Here is a 23,289-nt window from a genome sequence, read left to right on the forward strand (position 1 = left end):
GGTATTTTGATGTAATACAAATTTACGGATAAGAATTGCCCCGGCAATTTTTTAATTTATGCCAACTATTTAGATTAGTAAAGATTTCTTATTTTTAAAAATCAATCCAACAACTACATTATAATGAAAAATCTTTTATCTCTGATAGTACTTTTTGTTGCTTTACATACGTCAGCACAATCTATAAATGACATATACGGCGAATGGAAATTTGAATCGGTTGCAGAAGGGCAAATGGAGAAAAAGGGTAGTGCCGAAAAAATAGCGCCCTACCTTGATAAACTTTTCTTTAATTTTTATCCTGATGGCAATTATGAGTCAGGTATTATGGGAATGGATGAAGCAGGAAAATTTTCTGTGCAGGGAAACAAAATAACTACCTATAACGGCAAATCAAATGCCGAACTTACGATACTTGCTGCATTACCTGAAAAGCTTACCATAAAAATTAACACGCTTGCAGCTAATATGGTGCGTGTTAAAGCAGAGGGTAACAAGTTACTGTTAACAAACAACTGGTTACTTGGCAGTATTCGTAAACCTGATGATGATGATGATGATGTGAAAGTAAATGATAATAGTACTGTTAGCTTTAAACCAGACGGTACCTATAGTGTGGCTTTAGGAGCTACAAAAGAAACAGGTTACTGGGGCTACCGTGAGGCAGACGGCAAAAAACTGTTGATACTAAATGCTAACGGGCGGGCTAAATACTGGCCTGTAATAAGCATTGATGCAAAACAACTCATATTATCAATAAACAGTAGTGGACAGGAATTTATATTCAATGCCCACTAATTATTTTTCGTCTAATAATTGCTGCAACTTAGCCCTTTCTGAGTCGTTAAGCTCAGGCAACATATCCTGAAGGAGTTCCCTGTAACCTTTCTTCTTAATGAGCTTGCGCAGGTTGTCTTTACCATATTTTACAAATTGCCACTTATGGTGCAGTGTAGCATCTATAAGGTCATGCCATACAATAGGATCTGCTTTGCCAATGTAGAGCAGGTTAGACAGGGCATTCTGCCTAACGCCGCTTTCAAACTCCGGCGAGGCATAGTGTATTAACTCTCCATAAAAATCGTCCTTTTTTTCAGGATGGTAATTTTTATCTGCATAAGCCAGTGTAAGCCATAGTATGCGCAGGTTTTTATCGTTAAAGCCTACCCAGTTTTTACTTATGTCGAGTAACTCAGTACGCTTTTCAGGGTAGCGTTTGTATAATATGTTAAGTGCTATTTCGCGGGTAATGTACGATTCGTCATGTAACAATGTTCTATACTCTTCCTCAAATTCTAATGGCACATTCGTAACGGTACGCGCTACAGCCTGACGCACTTTTAGGTTATTTGTATTCATGGCAAGACGTACCATTTCAGCTTTGTCTGCAAACGGAACTTTAGCAGTCTGGTATAGTATTTCTTCTTTGATAGGAAAAAAGTCTTTACTGCCCATTATCCTTATATACTCGGCTTTGTTTTCTGCAGATGGCTTATCCTGCATCTCGCCAACGGCAAAATAATCCTGCATAAACTCGTTTTTAGAAAGCAGGGCAAGGGCTTCTTCCACCTCAAATTTACCACTTTCAAGCCAGCGTTTTTTAAAACCGTCAACATCATACCCAGGAGCGACGGCCTTTATTTCGGCCAGGAACTGGTCTGTATTTACGTTTTTAAACGCATATTTATTCAGGTACGTTTTTACAGCATTCTTAAAATTGTCATGGCCTATGGCTTCTCGTAATACATGTAGTGCCCATGCCCCTTTTTGATAGAACGACAGCGTGCTTGCCTTTTCGTTCATTACAGGTATCGTATCGGTTTTAGAAGCCTGTTGCAGGCGTTCGGCAATCTCATACATTTCATAATTAAAATGGTCTTCGCCAAATATCTGCTGTTCTGCAAGCAGGGCGTAGTAGGTGGCAAAACCCTCTTGTAGCCAGTGGTGGGTACCGCTTTCTGCTGTTATAAGGTCGCCAAACCACTGGTGCGCCAGCTCGTGGGCGTTTACGTTAATGTAGGTACGGTCGTTATAACCAATTTCGTCTACCACAAAATCCTGGCTAAAAATGGTCGATGTGGTGTTCTCCATACCCGCATATAAAAAGTCGAGTACCGGCACCTGGCGGTAAATGCCCCAGGCATAAGGCACGCCTATTTCTTTCTCAAAAAAATCGAGTATGTCATAGCTGTATTTGTAAGTAGGGCCAAATTTAAGGCTATCCTGCGGGCGCAGGTAAAATTCCAGCGGGGTATCAGTAGAGCTGTCCATACGCCACTTGCGGTACTTGCCTATGGCTACCATGGCCAGGTAGCTGCTCATTGGCTTTTCCATTTTGTACTGCCATGTTTTAAGGTCGCCTGTTTCGCTCGCTTCTATAAGCTTTCCGTTAGCCAGTGCTGTATATTCTTTATCGTATTTTACCGTCAGGTTAAAAATTACCTTTTCGTTTACATCGTCAAAGCTGGGTAGCCAGTGGCTTGTATATTTACCCTGTCCCTGTGTCCAGATTTGGTTATCGATGCCGTCTTTTACAAAATAAAGCGTTTGTTTAGGGCGTGCAGTATAGGTAAAGGTAAGCTTGTTTTTCCCTTTCTTAAATCCTTTAAAAAGCTTTAGGGCTTTTGCTGAAGCTATCCATCCGGTTTTCTTTTTGCCATTTACCTGTACATTGTCAAACTGTATATTTTGCGCGTCTATGTAAATGGTATCGGGCTTTTTATCCAGTACCTCAAAGGTGTAAGTAACAGTGCCTGAAACTTCTTTTTGGGCAGCGTTAAAAGCCAATGTGGCATCAAGGGTTTTAAAATCGACCGTTTTATATTGCTGTGCAAAACTCACAGCACTTATAGATAGTAACAGGGCTAATAACGGGTATTTCATTAAAATGCTTTTTTACAAATTTACAGAATTGATGTATAATAAAATCCTAAAACCGGGATTGTAAAACTTTTTCAGAACATAACGTTAAAAACCTGACTTTTGCTTTACAGAATCTGTAAATTTAGTAGCCAAAAACGTACGCATCCATGAAAAGCCGCCTTACGCTAAAAAAACTTTGTTTTACCATACTGCTCCTTGCTTCGCTGGGGCTACCTCATTATGCGCAGGCGCAACTGCTTTCTACAGGTACAGAATCTAAAGAAGCCGCAGAGGCACAATTTGCGCCTGATTCGCTTGAGCGGCGTTCGCCACGCGGTACGGTAAACGGGTTTATACAAGCCGTAGCCGACCAAAATTACATTCGTGCAAGCCAATACCTTACGCTTAAGCGTTTATGGCGCACCACAAAGCAGCGTAAGCGTATTGTGGTGAATTTCCAGAAACTACTGGACCGTAGTGGCGACATGGTGCCTACTAACCTTATAAGCAACAAATACGCCGGCCGTACCGATGATGACCTGGATCCAAACCAGGATATGGTGGGCACGGTTACTGCTGATGGGCAGGACATAATTTTATATGTAGAAAATGCGGCAGGCGATGGTAACCCGCCGTTATGGCGCTTTTCGGCAGAAACGGTTAATGCCATTGCTGCCATTACCATAGAAGATACTTCGTTGCTGGACATTATATTACCCGATGCTCTTAAAATCCGCAAACTGTGGGGTGCACCTTTAGGGCACTGGGTTGCAGTAGTGGTAATTGTATTAGTTTCATATTTAATTGCATGGCTGCTGGTAGCGCTTATTGGACTTATAACGCGTATCTACAAAAAAGTGCGCGACCCTGAGAAATGGGAGATAATAAAAGCACTGGGGCTGCCACTGCGTTTATGTATTGCCGTATGGATATTTAGTGCCATATCGCAGCAGGTAGGGCTTTCTATTATTGTAAGGCAGCGTATTAGTAATGTAACCGTTACCATAGTTATAGTAGCGTTTCTTATTTTACTTTGGAGGCTATCTGATATTGTGAGCGAGTATACCAAAAACCGAATGACGCTGCGCAAACGCATATCGGCCATATCGGTTATATTGTTTCTGCGCCGTATGGCAAAAGCCGCCATTGTAGTTATTGGTGTCATTGCCATATTAGGGGCTGTAGGTTTTGATGTTACCACATGGCTGGCTGCGTTGGGTATTGGTGGTATTGCCCTGGCCCTGGGTGCGCAAAAAACTATGGAAAACTTTGTGGGGAGTGTAACCCTGATTGCCGACCAGCCAATACGCATTGGCGATTTTTGTAAGGTGGGAGAGATAACCGGAACGGTAGAGTCTATCGGGATGCGGAGTACGCGCCTGCGCACACCATCGCGCACGGTGGTTACCATACCTAATGGTTTGTTTAGTAGTAATAACATAGAGAATTATGCCCACCGCGACCGCTTTTTGTTTAACCCTGTGTTAGAGTTCAGGATGGAAACTACGCCAGATCAGTTGCGCTATCTGTTGGTAGAAATACGTTCGTTGTTTTATGCGCACCCCAAGGTAAACCCAGATCCTGCCAAGGTACGCTTTGGAGGCCTTACGGCAAATGGCTATAGGGTAGAGGTTACAGCTTATATAAATGCACACAATATAGATACTGCCGAGGAGATAGAAGAAGACCTGTACCTGCGCATACTGGATATTGTAGCAGCAAGCGGTACTGATTTTGCCTATCCAAGCCAGACACTTTATATGGCACGCGACAAAGGTACCGATGCCGAAAAGACAGCGGCAACCGAAGCCATTGTAAAAGAGTGGCGGAATAAAAAAGAACTGCGACTGCCGGCCTTTGAACCGGATCATATTAAAGATATAACCGATACACTGGTGTATCCGCCGGAGGAAAGCGTTATAAAACCAGAAAATCCTAATCCATTACCATAAGGTAAGCTGGTTTTCATCGCCGGGTTTTTTCTTAGGTGGTTTGGCTTTGCCAAAAATAGTGCGGCCACCATATAAATGCGATTCATTGCGCTCTTTTTGAATGAGTGCGTCAAAGTTGGTATTTGGTGTAAAGTTTTTTTCAGCATCCATAGCTATTTCAGATAGTTTCCTGATGGCCTGCATCTTGTCGCTATTGCCTATTTTTGCCCGGTTAATAGCTGTTTGCAACGTATTGATGGTTTCATCAAATACATTAACCGGTACCGGAAACGGATGCCCGTCTTTACCGCCATGCGCGAATGAAAAGCGTGCCGGATCGTCAAAGCGGGTAGGGGTGCCATAAATTACCTCGCTAACCAACGCCAGTGATTGTACCGTTCTTGGCCCCATACCCTGAAGCATCAGCAGGCTTTCAAAATCTTCGGGCTTATTTTCATGTGCTACGCAAAGCATGGCACCCAGGCGTTTCATGTTTACATCCTTCATCCGAACATCATGATGATTAGGCATTACCAGGTGCTGCACTTCTTTAAGTATCTTATCAGGATCTTCCTGAAGTATGGCTAATGATTTTTCGCGGGTTATTGCCGCAGATCCCGCAGTAAGATTGAGAATTTTGCCCTGGTTTTCGCCATAAATAAACGTGTGCGGCTCATTGATAAACGACTTTAAATCGTGGCTGTGCCAGTGGTAGCGGCGTGCGGTAGATGTAAAGTTGTTCATACCCTGTTGTATTACACACCAGTCGCCCTGTGCGTTTACAATAAAGTTATGCTGGTAAAGCTGAAAACCATCCTGTATGGCCGTGTTGTCTACTTTAGCGGTAAGGCGGCTCAGCCCCGCGAGTTCTGTGCCGTTAAGCCCCGTGCGGTTGCCCACGGTAATTAGCTCATCGGGCGTTTTCATAGAGTTCTTGCCTTTGCCGCCGCAAATGTAAATACCCAGTTCTTTGCTGTGCGGGTTAACCGATTTCTTGAGTGCGCCCAATACCGATGTTGTAATGCCCGATGAATGCCAGTCCATACCCATAACCGCGCCAAAACTCTGAAACCAGAATGGGTTAGCCAGTTTGGCAATAACCTCCTGCGTGCCAAATTCCATTGCAATGGTTTCTACAATAGCAAGGCCCAGCTGTGCCATGCGCTCAGAGAGCCACAGCGGTACATGGCCGCCATGCAGCGGCAAATCAGCAGAACCGGATCGTTTCATGGATTGAATTTTGGGTAACCGTATTGCAAAGATAAGCGATATGCTGCCGCTGAAATTTGTTGAAACTGTTAATTAAAACGCCAAAAGCCTGCACAAAGCAGGCTTTTGGTTAGCGGCTTGGGACTACTCCCGCGCAGCGTAAAACTTGGTTATTTCTTACTATACTGCTTATCTAAAAACAAATACCTGTCGCGGTGCGGCTCTTTATAAGCTTTAGGAGTGGCATTGATTTCCATAAGTGTCATTTCACCATCTTTAGTGCTTACAGGCCATTGCGGTAATTTTTTACTGTTAGGGTTTCCCGTCTTTATAAAGTTGGCAAAATACTCTTCTCCGGCTTCACTGGCCTTATAATCGTCTGGTGTCCATTCATACACGGTATTGGTGGCAAGGTTGCCCAGCAGGTATTCAATGTCGCTGGCGTGTGCAGCACCTTTAAGTGCATCGGGCATTTTGTTTTCTTCTTTCTTGCCGTCATCTTTTATTATACCACCGGCAAGGCCTGCTTTTGCATTACCCATTTCGGCTTTCATAGGTGGGCGTGCCTGGCTAAAGATGTATGCGTAAACAGGTTGGCTTGTAGTTTTTCGTTGCAGGTCTAACCATTTCCATGTGCTGTATACAATAAAGTTATCGCTGGCAAGTGCGGTAGCCGATGCTATAACCTGCTTCTCGTCTTCGCCGGGATATAATTCAAAAACAATCTCTGCATTGTTGCCATATTTTTGTTTTACAATTTCGGTGTAGTTTTTAGGCGAAGGATATTTACCCATCATAAATGCCTGGTAGGGTATTTCGGCAGATGTCCATCCGGCAAGAAGGGGTACTTTAGCCTGCTCGCCCGCAGCAAAGATCTCTGAGGGTAGCTTAGGTAAAAAATAGCCATCTACAACAGCTTTGGTCTGGAATGCACCCCATTTAGAAGCTTCTTCCAGTAATTGTTCAGCAGGTATGGCACGAAGTTCATCTAGATTACCTGCTTTAACCTTTACGGCAAACTGCTTACCGTGCTCTTCATGCTCCGCCATTGGTATGGCATCAAGCGTAGGGTTTATCATGGCACCGCTTTGCCCTATAGCACCGGCAATAAGGTTTTTAGACAGGGGAGAGGCCATTTGCGCCGATACTGATATCGACCCGGCAGATTCGCCTGCTATGGTTATTTTATCGGGGTCGCCGCCAAAGGCAGCAATGTTTTTCTTTACCCAAAGCAACGCGGCATTCTGGTCGAGCAGGCCATAATTTCCCGAAGCGTGGTTTGGCGACTCATTAGTTAGTTCCGGGTGCGAAAAGAACCCGAAGATACCCAGCCTGTAATTAAGGGTTACCGTTACAATGCCCCTTTCGGCAAGGCTCTCGCCGTCGTAACGGTTTTCAGAACCATCTCCGGCTACAAAGCCACCACCGTAAAAATACACCAGTACGGGCAGTTTTTCATTTGGTTTTTTAGTGGGTGTCCATACGTTGAGGTACAGGCAGTCTTCACTCATTTTTGGCGCGCGAAAATCCATATCGCCAAATACAGGCTTTTGCATGGCATTAGCCCCAAAGGTTACTGCTTTGCGCACGCCCGTCCACTTTAGGGGAGCCTGCGGTTCGCGCCAGCGCAGCTTGCCCACAGGTGCCTGGGCAAAGGGTATGCCCCGGTAGGTTTCAATACCGCTTTTTAACGTGAGCCCTTCTACAATACCCTGCTCTGTTTTTGCCTGTGGCGCTTTTTGAGCCACGGCAGCCACAGTAGCTATTGAAAATGCCAGTATCAGAAATTTTTTTATCATAACGAAATCGTTTTTGGTTGTAAACAAATGTACTCAAAAATCTAATGCTTAGTTATAAAGCAATAATATTTGTGTTCTTAACTTCGCCTATCATAAAGGTGCTGTGTGTACTGCCTATATGGTGCAGGGTAGTAAGCTTTGTTACCATAAATTCGCGGTACTCTTCCATATTAGCCACATATATTTTAAGAATGTAGTCATAATCGCCGCTTACATGGTAGCATTCCAGCACTTCAGAGAGTTGGGTAACTTCTTTTTCGAATTTTGTCAGGTATTCTTTTGTATGCTGAATGAGTTTCAGGTGGCAAAATACCACAAAACCACGGCCTACTTTGTTACGGTCTACCAGGGCTACATATTTACTGATAATACCCTCGCGCTCCAGTTTTTTAATACGTTCGTATATGGCGGTTACGGAAAGGCTCAGTTTTGCAGAAAGCTGTTTTGTGGTTTGGGTGCTGTCTTCCTGTAGTAGTTGCAGTAATTTTTTATCGGTGGTGTCTAAAGGCATCTGAATGATTTTCGGTTTTAGATGTTTAATCTTTTGATGATTAGATAATATATCTAATATTTTTTAAAATTATAGATTTAAAATCATTAAATAAAAATATTAATTGATTTTTTGTTTCATAATTATTCACTTTGTTTAAAGCTAACGGCTGTTATTTACCCAAACCCATAACTACAAACAATAAGCAAATGAAAAATTTCAATCCCGCAGATAACATACAGGACCTGCAATATTTTGGCGAATTTGGCGGAGTAAACCCTTCAATATCAGATTCGTCTACCTATACATTCCTTTCGGCAAAAACAATGTTTGATACCTTTGAAGGCAATGCCGATGGCTGCTATCTGTACAGCCGTCACTCATCGCCCAGTAACCTGTACTTAGGCCAGGCGCTTGCCGCTATGGAAGGTACCGAGACTGCTAACGTGGCTGCATCGGGTATGGGGGCAATAACATCGGTACTGTTACAGCTTTGCCAAAGCGGCGACCACATAGTATCGAGCCGCACCATTTATGGCGGTACCTATGCCTTTATGAAAAACTTTATGCCTAAGCTGGGCATTACCACAACTTTTGTAGATACCACAAAAATAGAAAAGGTAGAAGCTGCCATTACTCCAAATACTAAAGTGTTGTACTGCGAAACGGTAAGTAATCCGTTGCTTGAAATAGCCGATATTGCTGCCCTGAGCCGCCTTGCCAAAAAACATAACCTTAAACTGGTTGTAGACAATACCTTCTCGCCATTGTCTGTTTCGCCTGTAAAACTGGGAGCCGATGTGGTGGTACACAGCCTTACCAAATTTATAAACGGCAGCAGCGATACTGTGGGTGGGGTAGCGTGTGGTACCCAGGCATTTATTGATGAGATGCGAAACGTAAACAACGGCGCCGCCATGCTGCTGGGACCAACGATGGACAGCCTGCGTGCGGCAAGTGTTATGAAGAACCTGCGCACCCTGCACATCCGTATGAAACAACACAGCCATAATGCGCTGTACCTTGCCACACGTTTTGAACAGGACGGACTTAAGGTGGTATATCCGGGGCTTAAGAGCCATCCAGGGCATGAGCTGTATAAGGGCATGATAAATCCTGAGTATGGTTTTGGCGGACTCATGACTCTTGACGTGGGTAGCCTTGATAAAGCCAACGAACTTATGGAATTGATGCAGCACCGCAACCTGGGGTACCTTGCTGTAAGTTTAGGATTCTACAAAACCTTATTTAGCGCGCCGGGTACATCAACATCAAGTGAAATACCGTTGGATGAACAAAAAGAAATGGGACTTACAGACGGGCTTATCCGTTTTTCGATAGGGCTTGATAATGATATAGAACGCACATATAAGATGATGCGTGAATGTATGGAAACTGTGGGAGTATTTAAAGAAGCTGTTTCTGAATTTTAGGATTTTTGATTTTAGTGGATCCGCTGAAGTAATACTTTGGCGGATTTTTTGTTTTCAGGAGTTTGACTTATTCGTAAATTTTTGCCCCGCGAAATATATCTGAAAAAGTTTTCCAGCTTGGCTGGTCAGCATTGATGTTTTGATTAGTGTTGTCATAATAACCCTGTATATCATTCGCGTAAGTGCTTAGGGCTTCCAAAAAGAGAGGGAGGGTGTTATTCTCCCATCTCTCAGGATTTTCTGATAGGTCTGTAGTAAAAGGTCTATAAATTCAGAGAAACTATGCCTGTCTGTTACTTTAAAATCGCCTAGTGTGTCATTCATAATTTATTAGTATTGATGATTGTCAGAATGTTTACTAAAATTAATCAAGAGTAACGGTGTATGTTATTAAATGTAAAAATATTAGCAATTTAATTTATCATTATAATTGTGTGGAACCAATTCCAAAGTTTTTACTGACCAATCAACAATCTTAGTTATAATGTTGTCATAGACATCATCATCTAAATAGGGATTTTTCTCTCTTGACAACAGGTTTAAATTATTATTTGTTTCGGCAATTTCAATTTCATTAAAAATATTTTTGTCGGTCAGATACGTCTTAAGGTAGTTAACTAATATCAGGTGGCAATTTTTATTAAAGTTGGCACTGCCATTCCGTTGGGCTTCATCCCTGAGTTTTTCAATTGCCCTTATTAATTCTCCCTGTACTGTTGTTGCCTGCCCTGATCTAGGGACAAGTTTCTGCCACATTATCTTTGATGTTTCAAAATAATCTTCACTATTAACTATAGTATGAAGATGTTTAATATCGATATTATTTTCAAAAGTTTCTTTTTCATTTTCAAGACTTTCTTCATTTTCGGGGAATGATTCAGCATCAAATCCGTAATCCATAGTTTTCAAAAACTCAGAAAATCTTTCCCTGTTCCAAGACATTCCCATATTTATAACTTTTTCTGTAATTTCAGCGCCTCTACCTATTAGGTATTTTGCTGCTGGAAGTGGATCCGAAAAAGTATTCGTAAATATTTTAGAAAGAGGGGTTAAATTAAATCTATCCGTTTGTTCCAGGTTAGCACCAGCTTCAACAAGCAATTTTATGCTTTCTAAACGCCTTTGGTCGCAAGCCCGAAGCAAAGCTGATTCCTCAACGATTGCACCAGGCACTCTATAGTCTATATCATCAACCCGCTCAATCAGGATTTTCAGGATGTTAACACGTTCTAAGTAGGCTGCAATAATCAATGGGGTATCTCCTGTTACATCTATCGCACTAACCCCTATTTCGTTCAGTACTTCAAGAGCTTTTTCTTCATTAACTTTTTTACCGTTGTAACCCAAAAGATTCTTAAATGTGGTAAGTGTGCTTTTTGTCATGTTTAACTTGTTCGGTTGATGCTCTCAAATATATAAAATTCTCCACCTAAAAATCCCCCTTCACAAATTTCTAATTTTCCTATCTTAGCAACTTTAAAACTACAACAATGAACAAACTACTATGGCTGTTCCTGCTATCAGGTGCGGCTGCTACTGCCCAGCAAAACCTTACCATACAGCAGGCTACCTATGGTTCTTACCAGGAATTTGCCACAAAAGGCCTTTTGATGCCGCAATGGAGGCCTAATACCCATACGCTTACTTATGTAGATGCGGGTTACACAAAACTGATGGCACGTACTGAAGCGGGTAACTGGTCAGAAAACGTACTGCTTTCGGTAGAAGATATAGCAAAGGCACTTCATGCAAAATTCCCGTCGGAGTCTTTTGAATTGAGGATGTTCCCTATGGACTACACCTGGAAAGATAAAACCAGTATTTACTTTGAAACAGAAAATAGTTCAGGACAATACATGGTGCTTTTTGATATAGATGCAAAAGCTATTAAAAGCATTGTAGGATCTGGCGAGGGTACAGAAAAGCAAACCCTTGCGCCAAACGGCATTACGGCAGCTTGGCTTCAGGGCAATAATATTGTGATAAGCAAGGACGGTAAGCAGGTATTTGTTACCAAAGATGCCGATAAAGGCATTGTAAACGGTACCGATTATGTGCACCGCCAGGAATTTGGTATTGATAAAGGGATGTGGTGGGCACCAGCCAGCGATAAGCTGCTATATTATCGCAAAGACGAAACTATGGTAGCTAACTATCCGCTTGTACAATGGGGTGGGCGCATAGCCAGTGTAAAAGAAGATAAGTACCCAATGGCAGGTATGAAGAGCGAGGAAGTTACCCTGGTGGTATATGACATTGCTTCAGGAAAAAATACCACGCTTAAAACAGAGGGGCCTAAAGAGCAATTCCTTACCAGTGTTACCTGGTCGCCAGATGGCAAACAGGTATATGTAGGTGTGCTGAACCGTGAGCAAAATCACCTGAAACTAAATAAATATGATGCTGCTACAGGTGCTTTTATAAAAACATTGTTTGAGGAGCAGGCAACTACTTATGTAGAGCCATTGCACGGGCTTACTTTTGTACCGGGCAATAACAGCCAGTTCCTGTACCGTACCGAGAAGGAAGGCTATGAGCAATTATACCTTTATAATACCGATGGTAAACTGGTAAAGAAACTGGGCTACAAAGACGTAGTGGTAACAGGCGACATTACTTTTGACGCCGGCGCTAAAAATGTGTATTACACGGGTACGGCTAATAACGGCCTTGACAGGCAGTTGTTTAAAGTGGAGCTTAAATCGGGTAAAACAACACAGGTTACTACGGGCTCTGGTACGCATACTGCGATAGCAAGTACTGATGGTGCGTTTATAGAAGACAGCTTTAGCAGTACTACCACGCCAAACGATGTAAACATCATAAGCACAAAAGGTGGTAAGATCAATAACCTGCTTAAAGCTGAAAATCCATACACGGGTAAAACAGTATTGCCTAAAATGGAACTGGTTACCATAACCGCTGCCGATGGTAAAACGCCGCTAAACGGACGTATTATTTACCCGGCTAATTTTGATGCTGCTAAAAAATACCCGGTAATGGTATATGTTTATGGTGGCCCCCACGCGCAGCTTGTTACGAATAAGTGGCTGGGCGGTACAGGGTTGTTTGACTATTATATGGCACAACACGGTTATGTGGTGTTTACGGTAGACAACCGTGGCAGCGATGCCCGAGGCCGTGATTTTGAGCACGTAGTACACCGCAACCTTGGCGTTAACGAAATGGCCGACCAGATGAAAGGTGTAGACTATCTTAAATCTAAAAGTTTTGTAGACCAGGACAGGATAGGTGTCTATGGCTGGAGCTTTGGTGGCTTTATGGCAACTTCGTTAATGACAGACCAGGCAGATACTTTTAAAGTAGGTGTTGCCGGTGGTCCGGTATGCGACTGGAAATTTTATGAGGTAATGTATGGCGAGCGCTATATGGATACTCCACAGGAAAATCCTGAAGGTTATGATAAAGTAAATGTTATTAAAAAAGCACCTAAGCTAAAAGGGCACTTACTAATGATACATGGTGCGCAGGATAATGTAGTGGTGCAGCAACACAGTATGGAGTTTATACAGGCGTGCATACAGGCAGGCAAACAGGTAGATTACTTTTTGTATCCTACGCACGAGCACAATGTGCGTGGCAAAGACCGTTACCACCTGAACCAAAAAATTGCTGACTACTTTGATACGTATCTAAAGAAGTAATTATTTTGTCATGGAAACAGATGTTTGAATATCATCCATAGCGACATTAGATAATAAAAAAACGGCTGCCTGAAATTCAGGCAGCCGTTTTTGCTTTGGGCGATTAAAATTTTAAGGTCTATCCTCCCATATATTCATCACCACCACTTTCCTGGCGTTGGCGCTGTTGTTCTTTTTGTTTGTCTGCCTTACTCATGTTAAAGCGGTATGTAAACGATAATGTAACCTGCCTTACACGCCATTGCATTTCACTGTACGATTCTACCTGTCCTGCAATGTAAGTTTCATTCTTCATCTTGCGTGAGTTAAAAATATCCTGCACGTTAAGGGCTATAGTAGCCTTGTCTTTAAGGATGTCTTTGCTTAGCGAGGTATTTAAGCCTGCCTGTGCACGGCGCTTGCCTTGTGCACTTTTTTGCGGAGCTTCATACTGGCCGTTTAGCTGCCAGTCTATTTTGTATGGAAGCGTTATTTTAGAGTTAATACGGCTTGTCCAGGTGTAGGCTGTAAAGTTAAAATCCTGGAAATCGGTAATGGTTTCTCCTGTGGTTGCATCCTGATAGCTAAAGGTGTAATCGCCTTTTGTCTGGTTACGGAAGAAGTTAAAGTTACTGTTTATCCTCCACCATTTAAACGGATTGTAATTTACATTAAATTCAAAACCAAAACGGTACTCTTTAGCAAGGTTAATAGGGGTAGTAAGGGTTATAGGAGTGCCATCGGCTGTTTGTCCCTGTACGGAACGAACGAACTGGAATGTATCGTCGGTAGCATTAAGGTAAGCTGAGGTGCTTAGTGTTACTTTCTGCCATTTTTTAAGGTAGGCCAGGTCTATAGCATGGGTTTTAGACGGATTAAGGTCCGGGTTACCCCTAAACAGGTTAATGTTACTCTGTAAGCCTGAGAACGGGTTAAGGAACCTGCCACGCGGACGGTTAATGCGTCGGCTATAGCTAAGCGTAAGGTTACTGCCTCCCGAAAATTCGTATCCTAAAAACGCACTTGGGAAAAAGTTATTATAGCGTTTGTTGTGGTAGTCGTTAAGGTTAAGCTGGTTTACATCAATATTAGAATCTTCCCAACGAAGGCCTGCCATATAAGAAAACTTGCCTATTTTGCTGCCGTACTGTGTATAAAGGGCATTTACCTTTTCTTTATATTCCAGTATGTTACTGTAGTTTGGATTATTTACCCACTCTAAACCTTCAAGATTTTCGGCTAATGCATCCGTCTTTATGGTAGAAAAACTACCACGGTAACCCGCTTCAAATTTACCGTTATCGCCTATTGGTAATGTATAATCTGCCTGTACAAGGCCACGGTCTTCGTTTTGGTCGTTTTTAGTACGCTGATAACTATCTCCGGAGGTATCAGCTGCGTTTAATATCATATCAGATATATTGGCATCTGCATCATCAATATTTTTAGATACTGATGCATCTATCTTAAGCTCATGCCCGTCTTTATTAAACTTTTTAAGAAAGCTGGTTGCATAGTTTACGTTGCTTTCTTCACTATCCTCGGCATTATAACGAAAACGTGTATTGTTAAAGGTACCATCGGCAAAGTAATTATCATAGTAGGTTTTAGATGGGTTATCACCTATGTTACGACGTACACTAACAGAGTTTGTCCAGGTAAAAGTACTGTCTATAAACCATTCAAGCCCCAGGCTGGCATTAAAACCTTTACGCAGGCGCTCGTTAGTACGACGCTCGTTAGTATAGCTTGTAGTATTGTTATCTTCATCAAGGTAACGGCTGTTTGTAAACGAGTTACCCGGATTGTTACGGTAGTTGTAGCCTATGTTGCTAAACAGGTTAAAGTTGTCTCCCCTGTAGTTAAGGTTAGTACTTACACCATGGTTAGCAGGATCTCCTGTATTTGCAATTACAGAGCCGTTAAAGCCGTTTGCTTTTCCTTTTTTAAGTACAATGTTTACAATACCACCACCACCTTCGGCATCGTAGCGTGCAGATGGATTGGTGATAACCTCTACCTTATCTACAGAGTCTGCGGGTAGCAGGCGCAGTGTTTCGGCTACATTACTACCTGCAAGGTTACTTGGGCGCCCGTCTATAAGTATGGTAACGCTCTGGTTACCACGCAGTGCCACATTACCCTCGGCATCTACAGATAATGACGGTACGTTATCAAGCACATCGCTAACTGTACCGCCTTTAACCATCATGTCGTTGCCCACAGTATACACACGCTTGTCTAATTTTATCTCTACAGTGCTGCGTTCTGCGGTAATTTCTACACCTTTAAGCACAGTGGCATCTGGCGCCATGGTTACTGTACCCAGATTAATATCGGTGTTTATTTGTTTGCCCGTTACAAGTACAGGCTTAAATGATATAAAATCGTATTTAACGTTGTAAATGCCTGGTTTTACCTCAAGGATAAATTCGCCTTTGGCATCGGTAAGGCCTCCGCCTACGGTTACATTGTCTACGGTTTGTATAATTACGTTAGTAAATTCTAAAGGTTGTTTGCTACCCTCCTCAATTACCTTTCCGGTAACTTTTACGGTGCCGCCTCCGGGTGGATTTTGCGCCATCGCCGTAAAAACGGTAAGCAACAATGCAACTAAAAATGTGTTTTTAAGATGTTTCATGAAAAATAGTATAGTAAGTATTTGATGATGCACATTTGACACACAAAGTGCGCCAGGGTTTAATGTGTAAGTCTTAAAGATGTGTTAAAAGTTACAGTATTTCCTGTACCTTTTCGGCGGGGCGGGCTATAACAGCCTTATCACCATTTATAACTATGGGGCGTTCTATAAGGTTAGGATGTTGTACCATAGCATCAATAACCTGGTCTGTAATAAGGTCTTTACCTTTGTAGTTTTGTTTCCAGATTTCTTCTTTTTGTCGCACAAGGTCAATGGGTTTTATACCCAGTTTGGCTATAATGGCAGTAAGTTCATCCTTTGTAGGAGGCGTGTCAAGATATTTATGTATGGTAAACGGCAGGTTCAGAGATTCAATAAGTTGCAGCCCTTCGCGCGATTTACTGCAGCGTGGGTTATGGTATATAGTAAGCATTAATAGTTATTTTGGGCAAAGGTATGGCTTATTTGCGGTAAAATTAAGCTACCTTAGTAACAACAAATTCTTAAGATTTATGTACATAGAACAGGCTTACAACAAGCGTTTTGACTTTGGAAAGTACCTTCCCATCCCCATAATGTTCTTTCTGCTTATGCTGCTAAATTATGTAGTAATTATAGCGCTTGACATGGATACCGAAAAATTAATGCGCGACGAAATAGCCAGAACCGGCGAAATGCAGGTGTTTGTTACGGCAGTAGCACCGTTGGCATTTTTTCTGCTCATGCTGCTTGTCTGGGTAAAGTTTTTCCATAAGCAAAGCATCCGTAGCCTTACCACATCTCGACCACGGGTAAGCTGGAAACGCATCTTCTTTTCATTCTTTCTTTGGGGAATAGCCAGTGGTGCATCTATAGTGGCATCATATTACTTATCTCCCGAAAGTTTCGAACTCAATTTTCAGCTCAAGCCGTTTCTTATACTTGCGGCAGTATCTATAGTATTAATACCCATGCAAACCAGTTTTGAAGAATACCTGTTTAGGGGCTACCTTATGCAGGGACTGGGCATTGCCACGCGCAGCCGTTTGTTTCCGCTGTTGTTTACATCAATAATGTTTGGGCTTATGCACATTGCCAACCCCGAGGTTGAAAAAATGGGGTATCTGGTATTGGTGTTTTACATTGGTACGGGTTTATTCCTGGGCATTATTACCCTTATGGATGAGGGTATGGAACTTGCCCTGGGCTTTCATGCCGCCAATAACCTTGTGGCCTGCCTGCTTGTAACATCTGAATGGAGCGCACTGCAAACGCCATCCGTATTTAAAGATACGTCTGAACCATCGGCAGGATTTGATATATTACTGCCTGTAATTATATTTTACCCTATATTGCTTATTGTTTTTGCTAAAGTATTTAAGTGGACCAACTGGAAAGAGAAACTAACCGGTAAAGTGATATTAACCCCTAAAAACGAACTTGAAACTACAGGCCATGAATAATTATATGTATGAAAGCGGATTTGTACACCCGCGTTTCAGGCTAAACGGCATTTTTTTAGATAAAGAAAGCCTGCTAAGGGTGGCATACGATTTTATTAAGGAGGGTGCAGATTTTGAAAGAGCTACCGGCGCTTTCCTGCTGGACTGGTTTGACGACAAGCCGTATGTACAAATGAAAACATCTGGTACTACGGGTACGCCTAAAACCATGAAGTTGCTCAAGCGGCACATGGTGAATTCTGCATTGGCTACAGCCGATTTTTTTGAAGCCGGTACTAATGCCCGTGCACTGCATTGCCTGTCGTCGCAGTTTGTGGCCGGTAAAATGATGCTGGTACGTGCTATAATTGTTGGATGGGACATTTACCTGGCAGCACCTTCTTCTGTTTTGTTAGAAAAAGATGAAAGGCAGTATGACTTCGCGGCGCTGGTGCCACTCCAGGCAGAATATAGCTTTGAAAGGCTTTCGCAGATTAAAAAAATAATATTGGGAGGCGGCAAAGTAAGCCCGGCGCTGGCTGCCCGTTTACAGCAATTGCCCATTGATATCTGGGAAACCTATGCCATGACCGAAACTGTAACTCACATTGCTGCAAAGAGGGTGGGGGACCCCGCATTCACAACATTGCCTGATGTAAGTATAGGCACTGATGCGCGTGGTTGCCTGGCAATCGATGCGCCAAAAGTAACAGATGGTATTGTAGTTACAAACGATCTTGTAGACATTATAAATGATACTCATTTTGTATGGCTTGGCCGGTTTGATAATGTTATAAACAGTGGCGGTATTAAGCTCTACCCTGAGCAGATAGAAGAAAAGTTATCCCATAACATACAGCCGCGTTATTTTGTTTATGGCCTGCCCGATGATACATTAGGTGAGAGACTCGTACTTGTAATAGAAGGTGAGTCTTTTACACTAGGTGAAGTGGTATTTGAAGGTTTAGATAAATATGAAAAACCGAAAGAGGTGCTGTTTGTTACTGAATTTATCGAAACAGGTTCGGGCAAAATACAGCGGGCTGAAACACTTAAAACTATAGGTTAATCTCGTGTTAAATGATATTGATTTAAAAAGAAGCAATTAATTGGTTCGTACCTTTATTGTATTATTTTAATTACAATAACATGAACCGTTTAAAAGATAAAGTCGCCGTTATAACCGGTGGCGCAGGAAGTATTGGTAAGGCTACGGCCAAATTGTTTTTAGCACATGGCGCTAAAGTAATGCTGGTAGACCTGGGAGAAGACGCGCTTAAAGAAGCTATAGCCGAACTGGGGTCTGAAAATGTAGCTTATACTGTAGCCGATGTTACAAAATTTGCCGATGCCGAAAACTATGCTCAAAAGACCGTTGAGAGATTTGGCGCTATTGATGTTTTCTTTAATAATGCAGGTATTGAAGGGGTGGTAAAACCACTTACCGAATATCCGGAAGATGTATTTGATAAAGTACTTGCCGTAAATGTAAAGGGTGTATGGTTTGGTAACAAGGCCGTTTATCCTAAAATGAATGATGGTGGCAGTATTATCATCTCATCATCTGTGGCAGGGCTATCCGGAACTGCCGGTACGCTGGCCTATACAACCAGCAAGCACGCTGTTATAGGCCTGATGAAAGTAAGCGCACTGGAATTTGCCGAACGCAAAATACGTGTAAACACGGTAAACCCATCGCCGGTTGATAACCGCATGATGCGATCGTTAGAAGAAGGTTTTGCTCCTGGCCATGCAGCAGCGGTAAAAGCCGATCTTGAGAAAACAATTCCGCTGGCACGCTATGCCCAGCCCGAAGAAATTAGTGCCATGGTACTTTTTCTTGCCTCAGATGACAGTAAATTTATTACCGGAACCTACAACCGTGTAGATGGTGGTATGGGCGCGAAGTAGTTAAGTGTAATTAAGCCTAAAATAAAAATGCCATTGATCTGAAGTCAATGGCATTTTTGTTTTATCGTATAATTTGATCCATATAGAGATTTCTCCACTTCGCTGCGCTGCGGTCGAAATGGAAGAATACACATCTTTTGTTATAAGGTATTAACTTTGATATAGAACCGAAGGTTTGCTACCTGTACATCGCTAAAACTTTTAGCTGTAGTTTTTTGTTTCTGCCAGGTTTGTGTACCGTTAAGGCGAATTATCTTACCATTTACTGTAATATCTACCGGCATGGCAAAGTTAGGTTCGTTGGCTTTCCATCGGTACTCAAGGTTACCGGCGGTAAGTTTCATTTCCAGTATAGGAATTTCGGTATAACGCAGGTATTGGTTGAATATAGGGGTAAGATTCATACCTGTTTGCTTGTTAAAAAAGTCGGTTACATCTTTAGTGTCTATAACCTTCTTTTTAAACGTAGTAGAAAAGTCATAAATTATCTTCCACCATTTATTATCATCGTTTACAATGCTGCGCAGGGTATTAATCATCAGGGCACCTTTAAAATACTTGTCGCCGCTGCCTTCATCATTCACCCCAAAGATACCTACTGCAGGTTTGTCATTCTGTACGTTTTGGCGCTGCCCGTTAATGTAGTTAAGAGCATCATCATAGCTCCTTGTGCATTCTACAAACACGGTTTCGCTATAAGTAGTAAAGCCCTCGTGTATCCACATATCGGCTATGTCTTTACTGGTAATGCTGTTACCAAACCATTCGTGCCCGCTTTCGTGTACTATAATATAATCAAAGTTATTGCCCAGGCCCGTGTATGAAAGATCCATACCCATATAGCCCATTTTGTATTTGTTGCCATAAGCCACGGCACTCTGGTGTTCCATACCCAGGTAAGGGGTTTCTACCAGTTTGTAGCCGTCTTCCCTAAAAGGGTAAGGGCCAAATTTTTGCTCAAAACATTGGAGCATGGTCTTAACCTGTGTAAACTGCTTTTTAGCTTTCTCTTCGTTAGCGCGAAGTACATAATAATCAAGGTCAAGCCCGTTTTGGGTATCATGAATGTGTGCGTAATCAGCAATGTTTACGGTAATGTCATAATTGTTGATTGGGTTTTTTACCTCCCAATCCCAACGGGTATAGCCATTTTTAAGATCGGTACTGCCTGTAAAGCGGCCGTTGCTTACGTTCATCAATCCATTTGGTACAGCTACTTTAATGGTTGCACCACGATCAGGCTCATCCGTCTGGTGGTCTTTAACAGGATACCAAAGGCTTGCGCCGGTACCCTGTACGGCAACGCCTACCCATGGTTTGCCTGCTCCATCTTTTGTAAATACAAAACCACCATCCCACGGGGCATTTTTAGCAATTACCGGATTACCTGAATAATAAAAACGTATGGTTTCTTCACTGCCTTTTTCAAGCTTTTTAGGGAATGTTATAAATACAGCATCATTATCGCGCTTATAGGTAAGCTTTTGTTTGTTGTATACAATGCTGTCTACCTTCATATTCTCAAAAAGGTCTACCTGTATTTTAGATGTAGCAGTAACGGTATTAAATACAATCTCGTTATAGCCTTTAATAAATTTTTTATCAATGTCTATGGTAATATCCAGGCCATAATGCTGTACATCATAACTGGTACGCTCAGGTCGCAGGCCACCCTGCAGGCTGTCGCGCCTTGTAAAGTGCTGGGCAGATGCGGTAATAGCAAGTAGTAAAACAGGTAGCAATAACCTTTTTTTCATAGTAGGGGAAAGTTTAATAATTGGTAGCTAAAGGTACGGATTTGTTACAAACTACCGCTTCTCATCTTTAATAAGGCCGCGTTTTTCCATATCCCTGATAATAGTATCTATAATTGTATCTGCGGCTTTGCCTTTTGCAAAAAAGAATGCAATTGCCGCATAGGCTTTGACGCCAAGTTTAGATGCGGGAGTAAAAAGCGCCTTATCAAGTACAGACTTTTTTCTTAGTTGCTTTAAAATGATGCTTGTTTCTATGCGTTTTTCTTCAACTTCGCTATTGGTAATGTTCTTTGCAACAGCGAGCAGCCTTTTTATTATTTTCTTTTTTAGCCCAAGGATATAACTTAGCCTGATAGACGGATAATCATAAACCTCTTCTTCTTTCGGTGTCTCAATTGTATAGCCATTTTCGGCATTGCCACGTATCCTGATGTCCGGGACTATGCACAGGTACGTTTTCGTAGCAGTAGTTTTTGCATCGGTACCTGCTGCTGTTTCATTTTGCGGTTGGCCTTCATGTAGGGTAGCTTCTTTTTTGGTATCGCCTGCTGCAACTTCTATATCGCGTTTGCCGTAAGTATCAACCTTTTTGTAACCAAATTCTAGAATAGGATTTTTACTTTCCTGCGGTACGGTAAAATGGTGTTGTAAAAAGCGCTGGCAATTACGCCTGCCCAGCAGGTAGTCGTGCTTGCGGAACTCTTTGCTAAAGAACCCTCCAAATCCACCCAGTGAGCCACAGGCTATGGCATATTTTTCTTTTTTATCGGTGCCGGCTACATTCTCATAACGCTCCGGCATTATCAGGAAACGGGTATAATCTTCGTCAAGGTAGGCACGCTTTATCTGCTCATCCTTCATCATCAGTTGGCTGCGCATGGCTCCTAAAATTGATGGCAACACATGGCGCCAGGCTTTTTTAGGTACATATTTAGGCTCAGGATCCTCATCGTTAGGAAAAGGGTCTATCATTAACACTACGCTGTTAAACTCTTTTGCACTCGTAGCTATCTGCGTACCATCGTGGCGGTCTTCTAAAAGCGATTCTGTAATTTCATACGGTTCATTATTAATAACCCCACCGTCTACATTAAGCGACTCAAAATCGCCATCGGGCAAAAAGCTGTACTGTGCGCCCGTTTTATTTTTCATGAGGTTAAGATACCTGCTGTTCTCAATATAGGAACGCCCCCTAATAAGGTTGCGGCTTTCAAGCCCTACCGGGAAAGCACCTGTGCCCATAGCGGCCTGTTTCAGTACTTCGGTATTCAGTCCGTCTGGGGCATTAAAATGCACGGGTATGCGCCCATCGCTGTCAGGTTTTAATATGGCGGTTGCCGGGGTGCCATCTTCATTTACCGGCAACTCTTCAGTAGCGTTTTTTTTTGTTTCATCCAGCTTAAAAAAGGCGTAGTCGCGGTGCATGCGCATACGGTGTTTGCGATCGCCACTGCTGGTTTTAAAGGTTATCTCATAAGAAAAGCCCCTTAGGTTGGTAAGTGTTGTAAAAACATCAAGGTCTTTAGCTATGTAGGGGCGCTGGTATTTTTGGGTAACGCGCTTATCCAGCATATCTGATGCAATATCGCGTATAAAATTTGAGTTGAAGCCTGCGCGTACCTCTTTCTTTTTATTAAGCGTATCGTTCTCTATATCATCGGTATTTAGCAGCAGGCTCATCATGTCTATATCTTTAGCCTCCTTAAGGTTTACCCAGGCGTTGTATAGCGGATTGTTTTTTGTTAAACTGTCATCGTTAGCATTGTGCTTGTTAACGGGTTTAAAATCTTGCTGAAGGCCTGCCGCGGTAATGGCTGCCGTCATTCCGCCTGCCGATGCGCCGCCCAGCACTTCTATAAGAAAGTTATGCTGTGGTATGCCGCTTAGTTTCTCTTCGGCCTGAAGTTGCTTCGCTTTTTCCCAGTGTTCCAGTGCTTCAATAAGGTAATCTACAACGCCTGCAGTATAAGCCCCGGCAGATATAGCGCCTGCCATACAAATGCCTGCGTGAAAAGTATTTTTATTTTCCATAAAGTAAGGTTGGTGATTGTTATGCTGTTGTAAAGATATAATAAAACGTTAAATAGTGTCTATAAACTATTGAAGATTAATTGTTTAATAATGTATGTCTAAGGTGTTGAAAATGTGGGTAAAGGGCAGTTTGTAAGTTAAGAGTGCAACTTTGGTTAAC

18 protein-coding genes are annotated in these 23,289 nt (G+C 42.4%); 7 read left to right on the forward strand and 11 right to left on the reverse strand.

Annotation, left to right across the window (positions count from 1 at the left end; genetic code table 11):
* Window positions 1–123 precede the first annotated feature (123 nt).
* Window positions 124–798 (forward strand): hypothetical protein, encoded by a 675-nt coding sequence (locus DYH63_RS04985; RefSeq protein ID WP_116787769.1) that lies wholly within the window; start codon window positions 124–126, stop codon window positions 796–798.
* On the opposite strand, the gene DYH63_RS04990 is transcribed toward DYH63_RS04985, so the two are convergent.
* Window positions 799–2,883, reverse strand: coding sequence for a M1 family metallopeptidase (locus tag DYH63_RS04990; protein ID WP_116787770.1), 2,085 nt, complete (start codon window positions 2,881–2,883; stop codon window positions 799–801). It lies immediately after the preceding gene.
* Between the two features lie 146 nt (window positions 2,884–3,029).
* On the opposite strand from DYH63_RS04990, the gene DYH63_RS04995 reads away from it, so the two are divergent.
* On the forward strand, window positions 3,030–4,814 hold the full coding sequence (locus DYH63_RS04995; protein WP_116787771.1) for a mechanosensitive ion channel family protein: 1,785 nt from the start codon (window positions 3,030–3,032) through the stop codon (window positions 4,812–4,814).
* Here DYH63_RS04995 and DYH63_RS05000 read toward each other — a convergent pair.
* The 3 genes from DYH63_RS05000 to DYH63_RS05010 all read right to left on the reverse strand — a co-directional run bounded on the left by DYH63_RS05000 (window position 4,806) and on the right by DYH63_RS05010 (window position 8,312).
* The gene (locus DYH63_RS05000) at window positions 4,806–6,023 is read right to left on the reverse strand and encodes a DUF763 domain-containing protein (protein WP_116787772.1); all 1,218 of its coding nucleotides are present in this window, start codon (window positions 6,021–6,023) and stop codon (window positions 4,806–4,808) included. The genes DYH63_RS04995 and DYH63_RS05000 overlap by 9 nt on opposite strands.
* Before the next feature lie 149 nt (window positions 6,024–6,172).
* Window positions 6,173–7,801 carry a carboxylesterase/lipase family protein gene (locus tag DYH63_RS05005; protein ID WP_116787773.1) on the reverse strand — a complete coding sequence of 543 codons (1,629 nt, stop codon included), beginning with the start codon at window positions 7,799–7,801 and terminating at the stop codon, window positions 6,173–6,175.
* 52 nt (window positions 7,802–7,853) lie between these two features.
* Window positions 7,854–8,312: an Lrp/AsnC family transcriptional regulator gene (locus DYH63_RS05010; RefSeq protein ID WP_116787774.1), complete on the reverse strand. Its 459-nt coding sequence runs from the start codon at window positions 8,310–8,312 to the stop codon at window positions 7,854–7,856.
* Window positions 8,313–8,500: 188 nt separating this feature from the next.
* On the opposite strand from DYH63_RS05010, the gene DYH63_RS05015 reads away from it, so the two are divergent.
* The gene (locus DYH63_RS05015; protein ID WP_116790741.1) at window positions 8,501–9,724 is read left to right on the forward strand and encodes an aminotransferase class I/II-fold pyridoxal phosphate-dependent enzyme; all 1,224 of its coding nucleotides are present in this window, start codon (window positions 8,501–8,503) and stop codon (window positions 9,722–9,724) included.
* A 67-nt stretch (window positions 9,725–9,791) separates the two neighbouring features.
* On the opposite strand, the gene DYH63_RS21825 is transcribed toward DYH63_RS05015, so the two are convergent.
* From DYH63_RS21825 to DYH63_RS05025, 3 genes are all read right to left on the reverse strand, one after another.
* Complete coding sequence (locus DYH63_RS21825) at window positions 9,792–9,923, reverse strand: DUF7660 family protein (RefSeq protein ID WP_439952032.1); 132 nt, start codon at window positions 9,921–9,923, stop codon at window positions 9,792–9,794.
* A complete protein-coding gene (locus DYH63_RS21555) occupies window positions 9,911–10,048 on the reverse strand; it encodes a hypothetical protein (RefSeq protein WP_240409060.1) in 138 nt (45 codons plus the stop codon). Before DYH63_RS21555 ends, DYH63_RS21825 begins: the two co-directional genes overlap by 13 nt.
* A gap of 81 nt (window positions 10,049–10,129) precedes the next feature.
* A complete protein-coding gene (locus tag DYH63_RS05025; RefSeq protein WP_116787775.1) occupies window positions 10,130–11,107 on the reverse strand; it encodes an ankyrin repeat domain-containing protein in 978 nt (325 codons plus the stop codon).
* A 107-nt stretch (window positions 11,108–11,214) separates the two neighbouring features.
* Here DYH63_RS05025 and DYH63_RS05030 point away from each other — a divergent pair, with 107 nt between their 5' ends.
* Window positions 11,215–13,389: a S9 family peptidase gene (locus DYH63_RS05030; protein ID WP_116787776.1), complete on the forward strand. Its 2,175-nt coding sequence runs from the start codon at window positions 11,215–11,217 to the stop codon at window positions 13,387–13,389.
* Window positions 13,390–13,507: 118 nt separating this feature from the next.
* Here the strand turns inward: DYH63_RS05030 and DYH63_RS05035 are convergent, their stop codons facing one another.
* Together DYH63_RS05035 and arsC are read right to left on the reverse strand one after the other, a co-directional pair.
* Window positions 13,508–16,009, reverse strand: a complete 2,502-nt coding sequence (locus DYH63_RS05035) for a TonB-dependent receptor (RefSeq protein WP_116787777.1) — start codon at window positions 16,007–16,009, stop codon at window positions 13,508–13,510.
* Between the two features lie 91 nt (window positions 16,010–16,100).
* Window positions 16,101–16,442 (reverse strand): arsenate reductase (glutaredoxin), encoded by a 342-nt coding sequence (gene arsC, locus DYH63_RS05040; protein ID WP_116787778.1) that lies wholly within the window; start codon window positions 16,440–16,442, stop codon window positions 16,101–16,103.
* Window positions 16,443–16,521: 79 nt separating this feature from the next.
* On the opposite strand from arsC, the gene DYH63_RS05045 reads away from it, so the two are divergent.
* The 3 genes from DYH63_RS05045 to DYH63_RS05055 all read left to right on the forward strand — a co-directional run bounded on the left by DYH63_RS05045 (window position 16,522) and on the right by DYH63_RS05055 (window position 19,341).
* Window positions 16,522–17,451, forward strand: a complete 930-nt coding sequence (locus DYH63_RS05045; protein ID WP_116787779.1) for a CPBP family intramembrane glutamic endopeptidase — start codon at window positions 16,522–16,524, stop codon at window positions 17,449–17,451.
* On the forward strand, window positions 17,444–18,499 hold the full coding sequence (locus tag DYH63_RS05050; RefSeq protein WP_116787780.1) for an AMP-binding protein: 1,056 nt from the start codon (window positions 17,444–17,446) through the stop codon (window positions 18,497–18,499). The genes DYH63_RS05045 and DYH63_RS05050 overlap by 8 nt, the downstream gene beginning before the upstream one ends.
* A gap of 80 nt (window positions 18,500–18,579) precedes the next feature.
* Window positions 18,580–19,341, forward strand: a complete 762-nt coding sequence (locus tag DYH63_RS05055; protein WP_116787781.1) for an SDR family NAD(P)-dependent oxidoreductase — start codon at window positions 18,580–18,582, stop codon at window positions 19,339–19,341.
* Window positions 19,342–19,481: 140 nt separating this feature from the next.
* On the opposite strand, the gene DYH63_RS05060 is transcribed toward DYH63_RS05055, so the two are convergent.
* A complete protein-coding gene (locus DYH63_RS05060) occupies window positions 19,482–21,098 on the reverse strand; it encodes a M1 family metallopeptidase (RefSeq protein WP_116787782.1) in 1,617 nt (538 codons plus the stop codon).
* Between the two features lie 51 nt (window positions 21,099–21,149).
* Entirely contained in the window at window positions 21,150–23,129 is a 1,980-nt protein-coding gene (locus DYH63_RS05065) for a patatin-like phospholipase family protein (protein ID WP_116787783.1), read from the reverse strand.
* Window positions 23,130–23,289 lie beyond the last annotated feature (160 nt).

Source organism: Flavobacterium psychrotrophum, from assembly GCF_003403075.1.
Classification (GTDB): Bacteria; Bacteroidota; Bacteroidia; order Flavobacteriales; family Flavobacteriaceae; genus Flavobacterium; species Flavobacterium psychrotrophum.

Bases quoted from the DNA above. Each gene is read 5' to 3' on its own strand.
- DYH63_RS04985 (WP_116787769.1), top strand. From the start codon at position 124: ATGAAAAATCTTTTATCTCTGATAGTACTTTTTGTTGCTTTACATACG.
- DYH63_RS05060 (WP_116787782.1), bottom strand. From the start codon at position 21,098: ATGAAAAAAAGGTTATTGCTACCTGTTTTACTACTTGCTATTACCGCA.
- DYH63_RS05045 (WP_116787779.1), top strand. From the start codon at position 16,522: ATGTACATAGAACAGGCTTACAACAAGCGTTTTGACTTTGGAAAGTAC.
- DYH63_RS04995 (WP_116787771.1), top strand. From the start codon at position 3,030: ATGAAAAGCCGCCTTACGCTAAAAAAACTTTGTTTTACCATACTGCTC.
- DYH63_RS05015 (WP_116790741.1), top strand. From the start codon at position 8,501: ATGAAAAATTTCAATCCCGCAGATAACATACAGGACCTGCAATATTTT.
- DYH63_RS05005 (WP_116787773.1), bottom strand. From the start codon at position 7,801: ATGATAAAAAAATTTCTGATACTGGCATTTTCAATAGCTACTGTGGCT.
- DYH63_RS05035 (WP_116787777.1), bottom strand. From the start codon at position 16,009: ATGAAACATCTTAAAAACACATTTTTAGTTGCATTGTTGCTTACCGTT.
- DYH63_RS21555 (WP_240409060.1), bottom strand. From the start codon at position 10,048: ATGAATGACACACTAGGCGATTTTAAAGTAACAGACAGGCATAGTTTC.
- DYH63_RS05025 (WP_116787775.1), bottom strand. From the start codon at position 11,107: ATGACAAAAAGCACACTTACCACATTTAAGAATCTTTTGGGTTACAAC.
- DYH63_RS05010 (WP_116787774.1), bottom strand. From the start codon at position 8,312: ATGCCTTTAGACACCACCGATAAAAAATTACTGCAACTACTACAGGAA.
- DYH63_RS05030 (WP_116787776.1), top strand. From the start codon at position 11,215: ATGAACAAACTACTATGGCTGTTCCTGCTATCAGGTGCGGCTGCTACT.
- DYH63_RS05050 (WP_116787780.1), top strand. From the start codon at position 17,444: ATGAATAATTATATGTATGAAAGCGGATTTGTACACCCGCGTTTCAGG.
- arsC (WP_116787778.1), bottom strand. From the start codon at position 16,442: ATGCTTACTATATACCATAACCCACGCTGCAGTAAATCGCGCGAAGGG.
- DYH63_RS05055 (WP_116787781.1), top strand. From the start codon at position 18,580: ATGAACCGTTTAAAAGATAAAGTCGCCGTTATAACCGGTGGCGCAGGA.
- DYH63_RS04990 (WP_116787770.1), bottom strand. From the start codon at position 2,883: ATGAAATACCCGTTATTAGCCCTGTTACTATCTATAAGTGCTGTGAGT.
- DYH63_RS05065 (WP_116787783.1), bottom strand. From the start codon at position 23,129: ATGGAAAATAAAAATACTTTTCACGCAGGCATTTGTATGGCAGGCGCT.
- DYH63_RS05000 (WP_116787772.1), bottom strand. From the start codon at position 6,023: ATGAAACGATCCGGTTCTGCTGATTTGCCGCTGCATGGCGGCCATGTA.